The 15,922-nt window shown below is 63.4% G+C and carries 15 protein-coding genes; 8 read left to right on the top strand and 7 right to left on the bottom strand.

Annotation, left to right across the window (positions count from 1 at the left end):
• Positions 1-326: 326 nt before the first annotated feature.
• From AC07Z7_RS19545 to AC07Z7_RS19535, 3 genes are all read left to right on the top strand, one after another.
• Positions 327-2,426, top strand: a complete 2,100-nt coding sequence (locus tag AC07Z7_RS19545; RefSeq protein WP_494767361.1) for a TonB-dependent receptor domain-containing protein — start codon at positions 327-329, stop codon at positions 2,424-2,426.
• 301 nt (positions 2,427-2,727) lie between these two features.
• Positions 2,728-4,350, top strand: a complete 1,623-nt coding sequence (locus AC07Z7_RS19540; RefSeq protein ID WP_494767360.1) for a PAS domain-containing protein — start codon at positions 2,728-2,730, stop codon at positions 4,348-4,350.
• Positions 4,351-4,563: 213 nt separating this feature from the next.
• Entirely contained in the window at positions 4,564-5,520 is a 957-nt protein-coding gene (locus tag AC07Z7_RS19535) for an AEC family transporter (RefSeq protein WP_494767359.1), read from the top strand.
• A 48-nt stretch (positions 5,521-5,568) separates the two neighbouring features.
• On the opposite strand, the gene AC07Z7_RS19530 is transcribed toward AC07Z7_RS19535, so the two are convergent.
• Together AC07Z7_RS19530 and pdxH are read right to left on the bottom strand one after the other, a co-directional pair.
• Positions 5,569-5,985: a DUF7684 family protein gene (locus AC07Z7_RS19530; RefSeq protein ID WP_494767358.1), complete on the bottom strand. Its 417-nt coding sequence runs from the start codon at positions 5,983-5,985 to the stop codon at positions 5,569-5,571.
• 52 nt (positions 5,986-6,037) lie between these two features.
• The gene (gene pdxH, locus AC07Z7_RS19525) at positions 6,038-6,676 is read right to left on the bottom strand and encodes a pyridoxamine 5'-phosphate oxidase (protein ID WP_252660683.1); all 639 of its coding nucleotides are present in this window, start codon (positions 6,674-6,676) and stop codon (positions 6,038-6,040) included.
• Between the two features lie 105 nt (positions 6,677-6,781).
• On the opposite strand from pdxH, the gene AC07Z7_RS19520 reads away from it, so the two are divergent.
• The 3 genes from AC07Z7_RS19520 (at position 6,782) to AC07Z7_RS19510 (ending at position 10,272) form a co-directional block, all read left to right on the top strand.
• Complete coding sequence (locus tag AC07Z7_RS19520) at positions 6,782-7,354, top strand: TetR/AcrR family transcriptional regulator (protein WP_494767357.1); 573 nt, start codon at positions 6,782-6,784, stop codon at positions 7,352-7,354.
• A 148-nt stretch (positions 7,355-7,502) separates the two neighbouring features.
• The gene (locus AC07Z7_RS19515; protein WP_063460252.1) at positions 7,503-7,964 is read left to right on the top strand and encodes a (2Fe-2S)-binding protein; all 462 of its coding nucleotides are present in this window, start codon (positions 7,503-7,505) and stop codon (positions 7,962-7,964) included.
• A gap of 28 nt (positions 7,965-7,992) precedes the next feature.
• Positions 7,993-10,272, top strand: coding sequence for a xanthine dehydrogenase family protein molybdopterin-binding subunit (locus AC07Z7_RS19510; protein WP_494767356.1), 2,280 nt, complete (start codon positions 7,993-7,995; stop codon positions 10,270-10,272).
• Positions 10,273-10,496: 224 nt separating this feature from the next.
• Here AC07Z7_RS19510 and AC07Z7_RS19505 read toward each other — a convergent pair whose 3' ends face one another.
• The 4 genes from AC07Z7_RS19505 to AC07Z7_RS19490 form a co-directional block, all read right to left on the bottom strand.
• On the bottom strand, positions 10,497-11,654 hold the full coding sequence (locus AC07Z7_RS19505; RefSeq protein ID WP_494767355.1) for a Shedu immune nuclease family protein: 1,158 nt from the start codon (positions 11,652-11,654) through the stop codon (positions 10,497-10,499).
• A gap of 146 nt (positions 11,655-11,800) precedes the next feature.
• Complete coding sequence (locus AC07Z7_RS19500) at positions 11,801-12,010, bottom strand: hypothetical protein (RefSeq protein WP_494767354.1); 210 nt, start codon at positions 12,008-12,010, stop codon at positions 11,801-11,803.
• A 32-nt stretch (positions 12,011-12,042) separates the two neighbouring features.
• Positions 12,043-12,537 carry a hypothetical protein gene (locus AC07Z7_RS19495; protein ID WP_494767353.1) on the bottom strand — a complete coding sequence of 165 codons (495 nt, stop codon included), beginning with the start codon at positions 12,535-12,537 and terminating at the stop codon, positions 12,043-12,045.
• Positions 12,538-12,846: 309 nt separating this feature from the next.
• Positions 12,847-13,743 (bottom strand): LysR family transcriptional regulator, encoded by an 897-nt coding sequence (locus AC07Z7_RS19490; protein WP_494767352.1) that lies wholly within the window; start codon positions 13,741-13,743, stop codon positions 12,847-12,849.
• Positions 13,744-13,845: 102 nt separating this feature from the next.
• Here AC07Z7_RS19490 and AC07Z7_RS19485 point away from each other — a divergent pair, with 102 nt between their 5' ends.
• Both AC07Z7_RS19485 and AC07Z7_RS19480 read left to right on the top strand, forming a co-directional pair.
• On the top strand, positions 13,846-14,613 hold the full coding sequence (locus AC07Z7_RS19485) for an SDR family NAD(P)-dependent oxidoreductase (protein WP_494767351.1): 768 nt from the start codon (positions 13,846-13,848) through the stop codon (positions 14,611-14,613).
• 51 nt (positions 14,614-14,664) lie between these two features.
• Complete coding sequence (locus AC07Z7_RS19480; RefSeq protein ID WP_494767350.1) at positions 14,665-15,261, top strand: nucleotidyltransferase family protein; 597 nt, start codon at positions 14,665-14,667, stop codon at positions 15,259-15,261.
• An 83-nt stretch (positions 15,262-15,344) separates the two neighbouring features.
• Here the strand turns inward: AC07Z7_RS19480 and AC07Z7_RS19475 are convergent, their stop codons facing one another.
• The gene (locus AC07Z7_RS19475) at positions 15,345-15,869 is read right to left on the bottom strand and encodes a superoxide dismutase family protein (protein ID WP_252662080.1); all 525 of its coding nucleotides are present in this window, start codon (positions 15,867-15,869) and stop codon (positions 15,345-15,347) included.
• Positions 15,870-15,922 lie beyond the last annotated feature (53 nt).

Below are 15,922 nucleotides of genomic sequence, written 5' to 3'. Positions count from 1 at the left end.
CCCGCACACCGCGCTGTTCCTCGCGCGGGGCCCGCCAGCGGCCTGAGCGCCTGCCCGCGTTGGCGCATCCTTGCGCCGTGCGGCCCCAGCCCCCATGGCCGGGGTTTCGTCGCGCGCAAGCGCCCCTGGGCACCTATCACTCCCAATTTCATAGCTGAAAGCGCAATACAGATGCGCGCAGAAGGCTGTTTTTACTCATATTTTCACGCCCACCAGGCGTGAAGCTGTCTGCCTGCCCGCACACACCCGGCCCGCCCGGTGTGGCGCAGCGCATGCCTTTGTTGCAAGCCACCACCATGACCACACTCTCCTTCGCCCGCCCCGCAATGCCCCAACACCGCCGCCCCACCACCCTGCACCCCGTGGCCCTGGCCGCTCTGCTGGCGCTGTCGGGTACTGGCTCCATCGCCCAGGCGCAGACCACGGCCCCGGCGGCCGCTGAAGCCACGCCCAGCCTGCCGCCCGTCACTGTGTCTGCCAGCGGCCTGCAACTGGGCGCCAGCGAAATGACCACGCCTGTCACCGTGCTGGAGGGCGACGAACTCGTGCGCCGCCGCGAGGCCACGCTGGGCGAGACACTCAACAGCGAGCCCGGCATCACCAGCAGCCACTTTGGCGCCGGTGCCAGCCGCCCCATCATCCGCGGCATGGACGGCCCGCGCGTCAAGGTGCTGTCTGATGGCGCCGAGCTGCACGACGCCTCCACCATCAGCCCCGACCACGCCGTCGTGTCCGAGCCCATGCTCGCCACGCAGATCGAAGTGCTGCGCGGCCCCTCGGCCCTCATTTACGGCAACGGCGCTGTCGGCGGCGTGGTCAACGTACTGGATGGCAAGGTGCCCACCGCCGTCCCGGCCAAGGGGCTGGAGGGCAGTGCCGAACTGCGTGCCAACACCGGCGCACGCGAAGGGGCAGGGGCCTTTTCGCTGACGGGCGGCACCGGCAACCTGGCCGTGCATGTGGAAGGCGTGGCGCGCGATGCGGGCGACTACCGTGTGGGCAAAGGCTGGGCGCCCGAGGGCGAAGCCACGCGCAAGGTGCTGGGCAGCTTCAACCGCACCAACACCGGCAGCGTGGGCCTGTCGTGGGTGGGTGAGCGTGGCTACCTGGGCGCGGCCTACACCCGCCAGGCCGCCAAATACGGCTTGCCGGGCCACAACCACAGTTTTGAAGGCTGCCACACCCATGGCAACCAGCTGCACTGCGGCGCCCACGAAGGCGAGGAAGGTGAAGACGGCCATGACCACGATCACGACCATGGCCATGGCGCCGTGCCCGTGGTGGATCTGCGCAGCGAACGCTTCGACATCCGGGGCGAGCTGCGCAACCCCTTTGCGGGCTTCTCGGCCCTGCGCCTGCGCGCGGGCGTGACGGACTACGTACACGACGAGGTGGAAGACGGTGCCGTCAGCACCACCTTCAAGAACAAGGCCTACGACACCCGCGTCGAGCTGCAGCACGAGCCCATCGCCGGGTTCAAGGGCGTGATCGGCCTGCAGACCTCGCAGCGCAAGTTCAGCGCCGAGGGCGAAGAGGCCTACGTGCAGCCCACGGTGACCCGCCGTACCGGCCTGTTTGCTCTGGAGGAATACCGCCTGGGCGACTGGCGCTTTGAAGCCGCCCTGCGCCACGACCGCCAGACCGCCCGCGCCGAAACCAGCGGCATCGAACGCAGCCACAACGGCACGTCGGCATCGCTGGGCGCGGTCTGGAAGCTCACGCCCGGCTACCAGGTGGGAGCCTCCTTCACCCGCGCCAGCCGTGCCCCCTCAGCCGAAGAGCTGTACGCACGCGGCCTGCACATGGCTACCAGCACGTACGAGCGTGGCGACGCCAGCCTGCGTTCCGAAACCTCGCAGAACTTCGACCTCAGCCTGAAGAAGACGGCGGGCGACACCACCTTTGGTGTGAGCGTGTTCCGCAACAGCATCAACAACTACATCTACGGCCGCACGCTTGATGCGCTGGACGGTCTGCAACTGCTGCAATACAGCCAGGCCGACGCCACCTTCACCGGCATAGAAGGCCAGGTGCGCCAGCGCCTCACGCGCAACCTGGGCGTCACCCTGTTCGGCGACACCGTGCGGGCCAAGATCGACGGCGCAGGCAACCTGCCACGCATCCCCGCCACCCGCGCCGGCCTGCGGCTGGATGCGAACTGGAACGCCTGGGAAGGCCAGGTGGAGTGGGTGCAGGTGGCGCGCCAGAACCGCATCGCGGCATTCGAAACCACAACCCCCGGCTACGGCATGCTGAATGTGGGCCTCGCCTACAACGGCCAGTTCAGCAGCGGCACGCCCTGGCAGGTGTACCTGAAGGGCACCAACCTGACGGACCGCCTGGCGTATGCGCACACCTCCTTCATCAAGAACGCGGCACCGCTGATGGGGCGCAACCTGACGGTGGGGGTGAAGGTGGCGTTCTGACGGGTGATGCCGTCGTGATATGAGCGAGCCAGCGGCGGGGCAGGGCGCTGCTGGCTCGCACATGCCATTGGCCCAAACCGCCGAAACCAAGGAGGGCCTGGATGCATGCCATACTTGGTTTCAGATGGTTGATGTTCCGATCCGTCAAGGCGACGCGGCCCGAGCCTCGGCGATGGCGTGCACCCGATGTTGGAATGGGATTGGCAGCGCAGCAGGCCGCCCAAAGCCGGGTAGCGCGACGCGCGAAGGACTTGTTCTGCGTTGCCTTTTCCGTATCTGCCCCGTTTTGCGATAGCCCTGCATGCCCACCACGCCCACGCCGTCCGCCAACCTGCTGCAACTGCTTCCCGAGGCGGTGGTGCAGACCGATGCGCTGTGGCAGATCACCTACCTGAACCAGGCATGGCACAAGCTCACCGGCCATTCGGTGGCGGCGGCACTTGGCAGGTCTTTGCTGGAGTTCGTGCATCCCGACGACGTCGGCACCATGCGCTCGGGCATGCCGGTGTTCCGCTTGCGCTTTGCCGACGCCGACTATCGCTGGGTGCGTCTGCAGTTCCACCCGGAGACGGATGCGGCGGAGCGGGTAATCAGCCGCCAGGGTGTCCTGATCGAGATCACCGAAGTCACCGAGCAGGTGCTGGTGGAAGTTCGCCAGCGCTTTCTGCGCTTGCTGGAAACCATTGACGGCGTGGTGTGGGAAGCTGAAATCGGAGTGGGCAATACCTTTCTGAGCCCGCAGGTCGAGCGCTTGTTTGGCTACTCCGTCGAGGAGTGGCGGGCCGACCCGGGCTTCTGGCGGGCGCATGTGCACTCCGATGATCTGGAGGAGGCACTGCGCATCGACGATGCTGCATACAACGCCACACACAGCCATGCCTACGAGATGAGCTACAGGCTGATCGCCAAGTCGGGCAAGGTCGTGTGGGTGCGGGATCTGTGCCGCGCCGTGGTCGAGCCGGGGAGGCCGAACCGCATGATTGGCCTGATGATCGATGTCACGCAGCAAAAGAACACCGAACTGGAGTTGGTGCGCTCCGAAAACCGCTATTCGCTGGCGACCCGTGGATCCAACGATGGCATCTGGTATTGGGACTTGCGAACGGACGCCCTGCATGTGTCCGGGCGCTTTCTCCAGATCGTCGGGCTGGGTAGCCGCGACCATGTGTATGACGGAGGCTGGCGCTTTTTGGAGCAACTCATCGATCCCGAGGATCACGCTCGCGTGCAGGAGGCCTACCGCAGGCACCTGTCGGGAAACAGCCCGAACTTCTCGGTGGACTTCCGTGCCTTCCATGGGGCTGGGCGGCTGGTATGGGTCAATTGGCGCGGGCTCGCCGAGTTCGAAGAGGGTGTTCCCGTGCGCATGGCAGGCTCGTTGAGCGATCTGGCCGAGCGGGGCAGCTCCTACGATGCGCTGACCAACTTGCCCGGCCGGCCATTGTTTCGTGATCGCCTCTCCCAACTCATCGCGCTGCAGCAGAACGACGGAGTGAACGGTGATGGCGTGCCGACGCGCGATGGAGCCACGATGTTCTCGGTGCTGCTCCTGGATCTCAACGGGTTCAAGGCCGTCAATGACAGCTACGGGCACCATGTGGGCGACCAGCTCCTGCAACAGGTGGCGCGGCGGCTCGAATCCTGCGTTCGGGCCGTGGATCTGGTCGCCCGCATGAGTGGCGACGAGTTCAATGTGCTGCTGGAGTCCATTGATCCCGCTGAAGCCCGCCAACGCGCAGGACAGATCGCCGCCACCCTTGCAGCGCCGTATGTGATCGGCGAACACACCGTGATCAGTGGCGCGAGCATTGGATTGGTCAGCAGCGCATCCGGGCTGGCAACGGTCGATGACTACCTGCGCGCCGCAGACACCGCCATGTACCGGGCCAAAAGCCAGTCATTGGGCGTGTGCGTGTTTCAGTAAACGCCGTGCCAGGGGTCGCGGGCCGCCGCTGGCGCCGGAGTTTCTGCATCAAAATGGCCTCTTGCGCCTTCTGGTTAAGCGCTGGTAGCTATTGAATTCATAGTATCGAGACGCGCGTGGGGTGGCCGCTCAGGCCACAATAGGGCCCTGCTGCTGGCTATTTGCCCCCTCCCGCTTGTCCCTTCTCGCTGCGTTCGCGCGCCGGCTACCACCTTGAACTCGCCCGTTTTCACCTCGCTGATCCCCGTCATCCTTTTCATCGCCATCGGCTGTTATGTGGGGCGGCGTGGCTGGATCCGTGCGGCGTCGGTCAAGGACCTGGCCAACCTGGTATTCATGGTGCTCACGCCCGCGCTGCTGTTTCGCACCATGAGCACGGTGCACATCCAGGACCTGAACTTTGGCCCCGTGGGCATCTACTTTGTGGCGTTTGGCATCGTGTATGCCGCCACACTGGCGCTGCAGGGCTTCAACACGCTGGGCGCGGCACGGGCACTGGCCAACACCTTCAGCAACACGCTGATGATCGGCGTGCCCCTGGTGGGCCTGGTGTTTGGCGATGCGGGGTTAGTCACGCTGTTCACGCTGATCTCGGTGCACTCGCTCATCCTGCTCACGGCCGCCACGGTGGTGTTCGAGCTGGCCGCGGCGCGCGAACACGCGGGGCAGGCGGGCGGCACGCAGCAGCCCATGTGGCGCACCGTGCTGCAGGCCATGCGCAACGGCATCGTGCACCCAGTGCCGCTGCCCATCATTGCGGGCCTGCTGTTTGCGCAGACCGGCCTGGTGGTGCCCCAGGTGGTGGACAAGCCCCTGCTGCTGCTGGGCCAGGCCCTGGGGCCGATTGCGCTGCTGCTGGTGGGGGTAACGCTGGCGTTCACCAAGGTCGGCCACCAGTTCAAGGCGGCAATGCGCATTGCGCTCGTCAAATGTGTGGTGCACCCGGTCGTGCTGGCCGCCCTGGGCTGGGCGCTGGGCCTGTCGGGCCTGCCGCTGGCGGTGATGATCGTGGCCGCCTCGCTGCCCGTGGGGGCCAACGTGTTCTTGTTCTCGCAGCGCTACCGCGTGGCAGAAGAAGAGGTGACGGCCAGCGTGGCCGTGTCCACCGCGCTGGGGTTGGTGACTATGCCGGTGGTGATTGTGGTGGTGACGCGGTGGGTGGTGGGGTGACCGCTGCCGCTTTGCACCAATCAACCGCTCTGCAACCTCTTTGATCGACTACGCATCGCCGTACAAGCTGCAAATTTCCTCCTCGCGAGGCTCAGGTGCGATATGCAATAACAACGTTGTGCGTAGCTCTGCAAACGGATGGCCTGCGAAATGCTTGCAGAAATGCATGACCTCTTGCAGCGACTGGTTCTCATGCCATGAGGTCAGGACAAAGCTCTCGTCCGGTATATCTCCAAAAGCAAACTGCTCAATGTTTGCCCAGTCCACAGAGTCGTCCCAGGAACTGCAGCCAAGACCCCAGGCCATCATTTGCAGACAACCTGAACGTACCAGCCAGTCGCTCACCGCGTTCTGCCAGAGCGCCGCTACTTCGGACTCGATCATGACGAGGGCGCGAAAGCTACCTAGAGAAAGCTGGGGCAGCTCAGAATCCTTGTCAAGACGAATGTAGACGACTTCGGGCATGGAACTACTTGATGCCTCATGGCTGGTTCCCAGATACGACGGGCACCAGGGCTCAGGGCGCCAGCCGCTCCCGCACCCACTCGCCCCCATCCAGCCGATAGCGCAACCGGTCATGCAGGCGGCTCTTGCGCCCCTGCCAGAACTCCCACTGGTCAGGCTTCAGGCGGTAGCCGCCCCAGTGCGGCGGGCGGGGCGGCTTCAGCAAAAACTGCGCACCGTATTTGGCCGCGTTGGCCACCAGCACGCTGCGGCCTGAAATGACCTGGCTTTGCGGGCTGGCCCAGGCGCCGATGCGCGAGTCGAGCGGGCGGCTGTGGAAGTATTCGTCGCTCTCTTCATCGCTGACCTTCTCCACAGTGCCTTCGATGCGCACCACACGCTCCAGCTCCACCCAGTGAAACTGCAGCGCTGCAAACGGGTTGCCTGCAATCTGGCGGCCCTTGCGGCTGTCGTAGTTCGTGAACCAGACAATGCCGCGCTCGTCGTAACCCTTGATGAGCACGATGCGGGTGCTGGGCCGCAGGTCGCTGCCCACGGTGGCCAGGGTCATGGCGTTGGGCTCGGGCACCTCGGCGCTAATGGCTTCTTTCAGCCACTGGTCAAACTGCTGCAGGGGGGCGGCATGCGAGGCGTCTTCGTTGAGTTCGGCGCGCTCGTAGCTCTTGCGGAGGTCGGCGATGGAGGTGGTCATGGGCCCGATTGTGCACGCCGGGATTCGGGGCCTGAGGCTGGTGCCAGGTGGTCGCAAGCGGGGCGGGTTGTTGTCGAATGCTTATTCGCTTATATTGGCGCAACGATGAAACCCAAGGACGACGAAAAACAGCGCGCCATAGCCCAGGCCACCTTCGAGCTGGTGGCCCAGACGGGCCTGAGCGGCCTGACGATGGCCGAGATCGCCCGCAATGCGGGACTGGCCACCAGCACGCTCTATGTGTACTACCCGTCCAAGGACGAACTCATCAGCCAGCTTTACCAGGACGCCAAGACGGTGACCGCCGCCCGCATCATGGAAGGTGTGGTGCCTGGCACGCCCTACCGGGGACGGGTGCGGCGCATCTGGGGCAACCTGCTGCGCCACCGGCTAGACCAGTATGCCGAGGTGGTGTTTCAAGAGCAGTACTACAACTCGCCCTGGTTCACCGAGGGCAACCGCGAGTTCTCGACCCGGCTGATGGCGGGCTTTTTTGCGCTGATGGAAGAGGGCCAGCAGCAAGAGATTCTGAAGGCCGTGCCCATCCCGCTGCTCACCGCCAGCCTGGTGGGCTCGGTGCGCGAGATGGGCAACCTGATCCGCACCCAGGTGCTGCCCGACGACGACGCCGTGCACCAGATGGCCTTTGGCCTGTGCTGGGACGCGATCAAGGCCTGAGAACTTGAAGGCCAGCACAGATTCTCGATTTCAGTTTTAATCGAATAAGTATTCTCCAAAACAAGAACACTGCGGAAACCCATCCCCCAAGCCGCACCCGCTTGCGCTGAACTTTTGAGCGCTGTCCTTCACCCCAAGGAGTCCCACGATGCCCACTTTGAACGTCAACGGCAAAGACACTGCAGTCGATGCCGACGAATCCACGCCCATCCTCTGGGCCCTGCGAGACACGCTGGGCATGACCGGCACCAAATTTGGCTGCGGCCAGGCCTTGTGCGGCGCCTGCACGGTGCACCTGAACGGCGCGCCCATCCGCTCCTGCATCACGCCCATCTCGGCCGCTGCAGGGCAGAAGATCACCACCATCGAGGCCGTCACGGCCAGCGACAAAGTGGGCAAGGCGGTGCATGCCGCCTGGGTCAAGCACGACGTGGCGCAGTGCGGCTACTGCCAAAGCGGCCAGATCATGAGCGCCACCGCACTGCTCAAGGGCAAGAAGAAGCCCACTGACGCCGACATCGACGCCGCCATGGCCGGCAACGTATGCCGCTGCGGCACCTATGTGCGCATCCGCGCCGCCATCCACGACGCCGCCAAGGCACTGGCCTGACCAAGCCCACTGACTGAAGGAGAACACCATGCATTTCGAGCCTTCTGCCGTGGCGGCCGCACGCCACCACATGCCAAAAAACCTGCTTGCGCTGATGGATAAAGCCCAGGCAGCTACTGATTCAATAGCAAGCGACGCAGCCGATGGCATGGCGCGCCGTACCTTCCTGAAGGTGACAGCAGCCTCGGGCTTTGCGCTGGGCGCGTTTCCGCTGGCGGCCACCGCACAGGGTGCGGGCGCGGCGGAGCCTGCGGGCCTCAAGCCGCATGAGCAGCCCTCGGCCTTTGTGCGCATCGACGCCGATGGCACCGTCACCGTCACCATCAACCGCCTGGACTTTGGCCAGGGCGTGCAAACCGGCCTGCCCATGATCCTGGCCGAAGAGCTGGATGCCGATTGGAGCAAGGTGCGCAGCGTGCACGGCGACGCCAACCCTGCCTATGCCGACCCGGCGTTTGGCATGCACCTCACGGGCGGCTCCAACTCCATCAAGAACTCGTACACCCAGTACCGCGAGCTGGGCGCCCGCACCCGGGCCATGCTGGTGGGGGCTGCAGCCGCGCAGTGGGGCGTGGACGCTTCGGCGTTGCGCACAAGCAACGGCTTTGTGGTGGGCCCCGGCGGCAAGAAGCTGGGCTATGGCGCACTGGCCGAAGCCGCCATGAAGCAGCCCGTGCCCGAGAAAGTCACACTCAAAGACCCCAAGCAGTTCCGCATCATCGGCAAGCCCACGGGGCGGCTGGATGCCAAGGCCAAGTCGAGCGGCCAGCAGGACTACGGCATTGACGTGCGCCTGCCCGGCATGCTCACCGCCGTGGTGGCGCGCCCGCCGGTGTTCGGTGCCAAGCCCAAGTCACTGGACGACAGCGCCGCCAAAGCCATCAAGGGCGTGAAAGCCGTGCTGCGCGTGCCCACCGACCGGGGCGGGGAGGGCGTGGCCATCATTGCCGACGACTACTGGCCCGCCAAGCAGGGCCGCGATGCGCTCAAGGTGGAATGGGACACCAGCGCCGTCGCCAAGCCCGACACCACGGCGCTGTTGGCGCAATACCGCGAACTGGCCGCCAAGCCCGGCAACGTGGCCATGCAGGCCGACATGGCGCCGCTGGCAGGCGCTGCGCACAAGATCAGCGCCGAATTCGTCTTCCCCTACCTGGCGCACGCGCCCATGGAGCCGCTCAACTGCACGGTGAAGCTGGATGGTGACAAGGCCGAACTCTGGATGGGCACACAGATGCCCGGCCTGGACGCCATGGCCGCCGCCAAAACTTTGGGCTTGCAGCCGCAAAACGTGAAGGTGAACACCCAGATGGCCGGTGGCGGCTTTGGCCGCCGCGCCATCCCCACTAGCGACTACGTGGTGGAAGCCTGCGGCGTGGCCAAGGCCGCGCGAACCGCAGGCATCACCGCGCCAGTGCGTACCCTGTGGAGCCGCGAGGACGACATCAAGGGCGGCTACTACCGCCCCATGCACGTGCACCGCGCCGAGATCGGCTTTGATGCCAAGGGCAAGATCCTGGCCTGGGACCACAGCATCGTGGGCCAGTCCATCGTCAAGGGCTCGCCGTTCGAGGCCTTCATGGTCAAGAACGGCGTCGACGCCACTGCCATCGAGGGCATGAAAGAGCCCTATGACGTGCCCATGAAGCTGTCGGTGCACCACCCCGATGTGAACGTGCCGGTGCTCTGGTGGCGCAGCGTGGGTTCTACCCACACGGCCTATGTCATGGAAACGCTCATCGACGAAGTGGCCCGCGCCACCAAGCAAGACCCCGTGGCCTACCGCATGGCCCTGATGGGCGACAAGCACCCACGCCACAAGGCCGCCCTGCAACTGGCCGTGGCGCAGTCGGGGTACGGCAAAAAGAAGCTGGCCGCAGGCCGCGCCTGGGGTGTGGCGGTGCACGAGTCCTTCCAGTCCGTCGTGGCCTACGTGGTCGAAGCGTCTGTCAAAGACGGCACGCCCAAGCTGCACAGCATCACGGCCGGTGTGCACTGCAACCTGGTGGTCAACCCCAAAAGCGTGGAAGCCCAGGTGCAGGGTGGGGCGCTGATGGGCCTGTCGATGTGCTTACCGGGCGCCGCCATCACGCTCAAGGACGGCGTGGTGGAGCAAAGCAACTTCGGCGACTTCGCCGTGCCCCGCATCACCGACATGCCCCAAGTGGCTGTGCACATCGTGCCCAGTGCCGAGCCGCCTACCGGCATGGGCGAGCCCGGGTTGCCACCGCTGGCACCTGCGTTTGCGAATGCGGTGGCGCGTTTGACGGGCAAGACGCCGAGGGAGTTGCCGTTTAAGTTGGCTTGATCGGGTTGGATGGCATGAAAGCGCCGGGTTTGAAAAAGCCCGGCGCTTTTTTATGGATCATTCGGTCGCGCCAGTTTGGCGTGCGGGTCATTGCTCTGTTTGTGTTTGGTTTGGTTTAGTGAGCAGCTTTTGGCCCAATTCAAGCGGTGGTGAGTGTTGGTGGATAGATTCTCCCGGCCTGTCCAGAAGCTTGAAGAGACCGTCGTATGGAGCAGTCCAGTTCATCATGGCTGTCCGGACTCCACGATAAATTTGCTCCGCTCGAACAGTTCATCAAAGGTCATGATGTCTATCCCAGTGATGCTCGTTCGATAAAGCTCAAAGGAACGCAGCTTGTCTTGGTTCACACCATGCTCGCCCATGAACTCATTGAGGGAGCCAATCACGATGAACGCACGCGGCTTGAAGTTGAAAAAATCTTCGCCCGTGGGATTCCCATCGTCGTCCACCATGCGCTGCATACCATGAAGCTTGTGCATGGCTATCGCAACGGTAGCTTGGACTTGAGCGACCGCACCAGCCATCTCTTTGGACGGTGCCCAGCAACCTGCCCGATAAGCTTCTGATTCAAGCAGTTTGGTGTTGTGGTGCTTGATTTCCGCGAAGCAAAGGGAGTTGATGATTCCTCTGGTCTTCAGTACAGCATCTGCTCGCTTGCCTCGATTGAGAAGGTCGTAGCCCTGGACAAACTGCTCAAGCTTTCGCTCTTCAAACCCGGTGACATAAAAGTAGCTCAGCCCGTAGCCAAACACCCATGGATTCTTCTCAAAGTAGGCTTGCCAAAGTGGCTCATCTCCCTTGATGGACTTCTGCTTCTTGCACAGTTCAAAAAATTCTGGATCGCTCAGGAGTTGAGAGAACACGCCAAGCTGCTTCTTGCGATAGCCCAAAGCGACGATGTCATCCTTAGTAACTTCGGACTTGAGCGCTTCAAGGAACACTTCCTGGTTGTCATGAACCAAGGTCGCAGCCTGAGCCTTGGAGAGCACCAGTCGGTGCAACTCGGTGTCTGTGATGTTGACTGCGCCTGTGTGCTTGAACTCCACCTCCGCAATGTCGTTGAGAAAGCCCAGAAGCCTTGGGATCTCGCTGCCAACAAATGAGAAGTTCGTGCGGTGGGGCTGGCCGTTGTTGCCGTTGAACTGCTGGAATGTCAGCACCGTGAGCTTATTGTCATCCTCAAGAAACTTAGCAACGATCTCGGTTCTTGCCGTTGGAGTACGACGAAGGACAACCTCCTTCTTCACCTTGGCGTAGTAGACACCCTCGGAATCGATTACCTTGGATGCAATGCGAAGAGGCCCGTTCAGCGTCGGGATCTGTGGGCTAATGTAGGTCTTACCCGTGAGTTTGTTGCGATGGATTTCCTCTTCGTTTGCCATAAGTGCCGCCTTATTCTTCTCCTAGACCTTGCTCAGTGCCGCCGTCATATCGATTCTGTTTTCAGTTTCAGAATTTTATTTTGACGATCAGGGCTCGTTGTGCACAGCCGCCAATGGTGGGTTTTACGCCGTAGGCTTGGTGGCGCTTAATCCTTGAGGTTCACCCCCAGAATTTCCAGTTTTCCCGCAAACGAGTCCCTGCGTTTCGCAGCCTTTGCAGCTGTTTCGGTGGCGGCTTGGATGGCCTTGGGGCCTTTATTTGCCGCAGCTTTGATCAGCCCGAATTTGTGATCGGCATTTGCTTGGGCCCGCTTGAACGTGGCAATCAGTTCAGCATGCGCAATGGGTGGATTCACAGTGGCTCCTATATCAGTCAGCGTCGGTACTTTTAGACTTTGACGTTGGCGCGAAGCAGGGCTGTTCTCAATTCGCGAGTAGCGGGTTTGGAGATATCCACCTTTTGAACCGCCAGATCGAATGAAGAGCCTGGCTTGATGCTGGTGGGCAGTATTTTTTTGGCCGGAAGCTTGGCTGGGTAGGTACCTTGGCCCGGACACATGCGAACGGAAAACTCGAATTCTTCGAGCAGGCCCTTCGCATACAGCTCCGCTAATTGTTGAAACGATACGAAGGTGGAGCGTTTCACGTCTTTGAATCCTGGCTGGCTGACGTCACGAACAAGTTCGAATTTGCCAAGTGAGTCGCGCTGTGTATCGGTAAAAGGATGCAGCAAGAAAGTCTGACGAACGCCATCTTTTTTGGACACCAACGTGTGCTCGACGGCTATATCGGTTAACAACATATTTTTTCTGGCTCCGCGATTTGTAGTTTGCACGGCCGCGTCCGCCGACGTACCGCCCAAAGTCGCGGATTGTGTTTTCAAACCCCGTCACCGGGGAGCCAATGCCCGTTGGGATGCGAAGTGCACGATACGGGCAAAAATCACCCGGAGGGCGAGGACTTTAACTGAACGGCAGCCAATGGCCGATCCCTATTGCGTGGCAAACAGACCGCTTCGGGTCAAAACTGCCTGCCAATGGGGGTCGAGTGAAACGCTGCGCGTTTGCCAGTCACGGTCATTGGCATTTGTAGCGAGGTGGGTGAACGGCTTGTGGGGTGATGCCCAGGAAGAGAAGGCTGGTCCGCTGGGCCAAACAATCTCTGCCCCTGCTGCTTGCGCCTCGTCTAGCCATCAACCCGGCCACTGCGCGGCTTTGACCATCTCGATAAACGCGGCCAACGTCGCCGTGGGCAGTTTGCGGCTGGGGTAGTACAGATAGAAACCTGGAATCGGCGGGCACCAGTCATCCAGCACGCTGACCAGCGCGCCGCTGGCCAGGGCCTCACGAGCGTATGGCTCGTACATGTAGGCAAAGCCGACACCGGCCAGCGCGGCCTGCAGCATCAGCGGCATCTCGCCCACTGTCAGGCGGCCTTCCACGTCCACTGCGATCTTTTCCCCGGCTTTCTCGAACTCCCACGCATAGCGCGCGCCGCTGGGAAACCGGATGCGCACGCAGGGCAGGGTAAGCAGGTCGCGGGGCGTGTGGGGCGTGCCCACGCGCTCTAGCAATGCGGGCGCGCCCACCACCATCAGGCGCTGGGCCGGGCCGAGGGGCAGGGCCACCATGTCCTGCTGCAGGCTCTCTCCATAGCGCACACCGGCATCGAAGCCGCCTTCCACGATGTCCACAAAACCGTCGTCCAGCACCAGCTCCACCTCGACCTTGGGGTGGCGGGTCAGAAACTCCGCCACCAGGGGGCCCAGCACCAGTTCGCCCGCCGGGCGGGGGGCGTTGATGCGCAGCAGGCCCTGCGGGGTGTCGCGAAAGTCGTTGATGCCGTCGATGGCGGCTGCGATGTCCTGCAGTGCCGGCCCCACGCGGTCCAGCAGCTGGCGCCCGGCGGGGGTGAGGGCCACGCTGCGGGTAGTCCGGCTGAACATGCGCACGCCCAGCCGTTCTTCGATGGAGCGCACGGCGTGGCTTACGGCCGAGGCCGACAGGTCCAGCTCTTGCGCAGCCATGCGAAAGCTGAGGTGCCGGGCCACGGTGCTGAGGAGTTTGAGATCGGCCAGGTCCAGGCTCATTGATGAATCATATTCACGAACCAATCCATTTTTTGGCTATTTATGTGAAATGAATGCGTCAATAAGCTAGCCGTTGATTTGCACAATCCAAGGAGAAACAACATGCAAAACAGCGAATGGAATCTGGCCGGCAAGGCCATTCTGGTGACCGGAGCGTCGTCCGGCATTGGCGCGGCCACTGCCGTGGCCCTGGGGCGGCAGCGCGCCCGGGTGGTGCTGGCTGCGCGCCGCGTGCCCGACTGCGAAGCCGTGGCCGAGCAGGTGCGGGCAGCAGGCGGCGAGGCCTGGGTGACGCCTGTGGACGTGACGGACGAGGCCAGCGTACAGCGCTGCGTCGAGGCCGCCATCAAGCGCTTTGGTCGGCTGGACGGCGCTTTCAACAACGCGGGGGCGCTGGGCACGGGCGCGCCGCTGCACACGCTGGCAGCCTCCGATGTGCAGGCCGTGCTGCAGGCCAACGTGATGGGCATCTTCCACGCGATGAAGCACCAGATTGCGGCCATGCTGACCACCGGTGGCGGCGCCATCGTGAACAACCTGTCGATCTCGTCCGGCGTGGCGTTTGCGGGCATCTCGGCCTACACCGCCAGCAAGCATGCGGCGCTGGGCCTGACGCGCAATGCGGCGCTGGAGTATTTTCAGCAGGGCATCCGCGTAAATGCCGTGAGCCCGGGGCCCACCGTCACGCCCATGGCAGTGGCGGGTTTCGGCAGCGAGGACAACATGCGCGCCGCTCTGCAGGCATCGCCCGCAGGGCGCCCCGCGCGGCCGGAGGATATGGCGGGGCCGGTGCTGTTTTTGCTGTCGGAGGCGGCCCGCTATGTGAGCGGGCACAACCTGGTGGTGGATGGCGGCTACACGCTGGCTTGACGCAGCATTGGACAGGGTAGGGGGCCAGCCGTTGGCTTAGCATGGTGCGATATGCCTACCCAGCCCACTACCGCCCCTTGCTCTAACACGATCCCGCCCGGCCTGCCCGTGGTGCTGGTGCTGGCCTCCGGACGGGGCGAGCGGTTTGTGGCTTCGGGCGGGCAGGTGCACAAGCTGCGTGCGCTGCTGGCCGGGGTGCCCGTGCTACAGCACACGCTGGCCGCCGTGCGCGCCAGTGGGCTGGCCTGGCACCTGGAGGACCTGGGCCACCCGGGAATGGGCGATTCGATTGCTGCGGCGGTGCGGGCCACGGCCGGTGCGGCGGGCTGGCTGGTGTTGCCGGGGGATCTGCCTCTGGTGCGGCCTGACACCCTGCAAATGTTGGCTCAGGCCGTGGCGAAGAGTGCGGTGACGGTGCCCTTCTTCCATGGCGAGCGCGGCCATCCTGTGGGGTTTGGCACGCAATGCCTGCAGGACCTGCTGGCATTGTCGGGCGAGCAAGGCGCGGCCAGCGTGGTGCGCCAGTTTGCGCAGCAGGGGCAGGTACAGAACCTTGCGGTGGAGGATGAAGGCACGGTGACAGACATCGACACCGTGCAGGATCTGGAGCGGGCTGAGCGCATCCTCGCAATGCGCCAGACGGCCTGAAGTCAAAAACAAACCCGCCGACCATCTCTGGCGGGCGGGTTGCAGATGGGGCTGTTCAGGCCCAAAGGTACGTGATTTCTTTGTTACTTGGCGGCGATCACCGCGCAGGCCAGGCGAGGCCCCGCGTTGCCCGTGGGCTGGGTCTTGTAGTCGTCGGGGTCGCGGTGGACGATCAGGCCCTTACCGGTGATGTCATTGGTAGGGCCTGCCACGCTGATGCTGCGCGATACAAAGCTGAATGCGGCCACGCCGTATTTGTCAGCCTTGAGGCTGGGCAAGTCGCCCGTGTGGTGCTCGCCTGAGCCATGGGCGCCGTGCGGTTTGCCGCCGGGGTTGTAGTGTCCGCCCGTGCTCATGCCGTCGCCACTGGAGCAGTCGCCTTTTTCATGGATGTGGAAGCCGTGTTCGGAGTCCGGCTTGAGACCGCGCACCTCACCAGACACTTGCACCCCATCGCCGGTCTGGACAAAGGTCACAGTGCCGCTGGTGGTGTTGCCACGGGTGGGCTCCAGCTTGGCGGTGGCGCGGTTGCCAGACAGGTGTGACGCGCAGCCCACCAGCGCGACGGCGGCCAGGGACGAAAGGGCAATAGCAAAACGAATCTTCATGGCTCCAACTCCTCCAGATGATTGAATAAAAGAACGCGGTATTGAAACCGGCA

The sequence above is a fragment of the Acidovorax sp. GW101-11A03 genome (assembly GCF_059424825.1).
The sequence above is the reverse complement of the archived record's forward strand: the minus strand, read 5'-3'. Positions and strand labels throughout refer to the sequence as shown.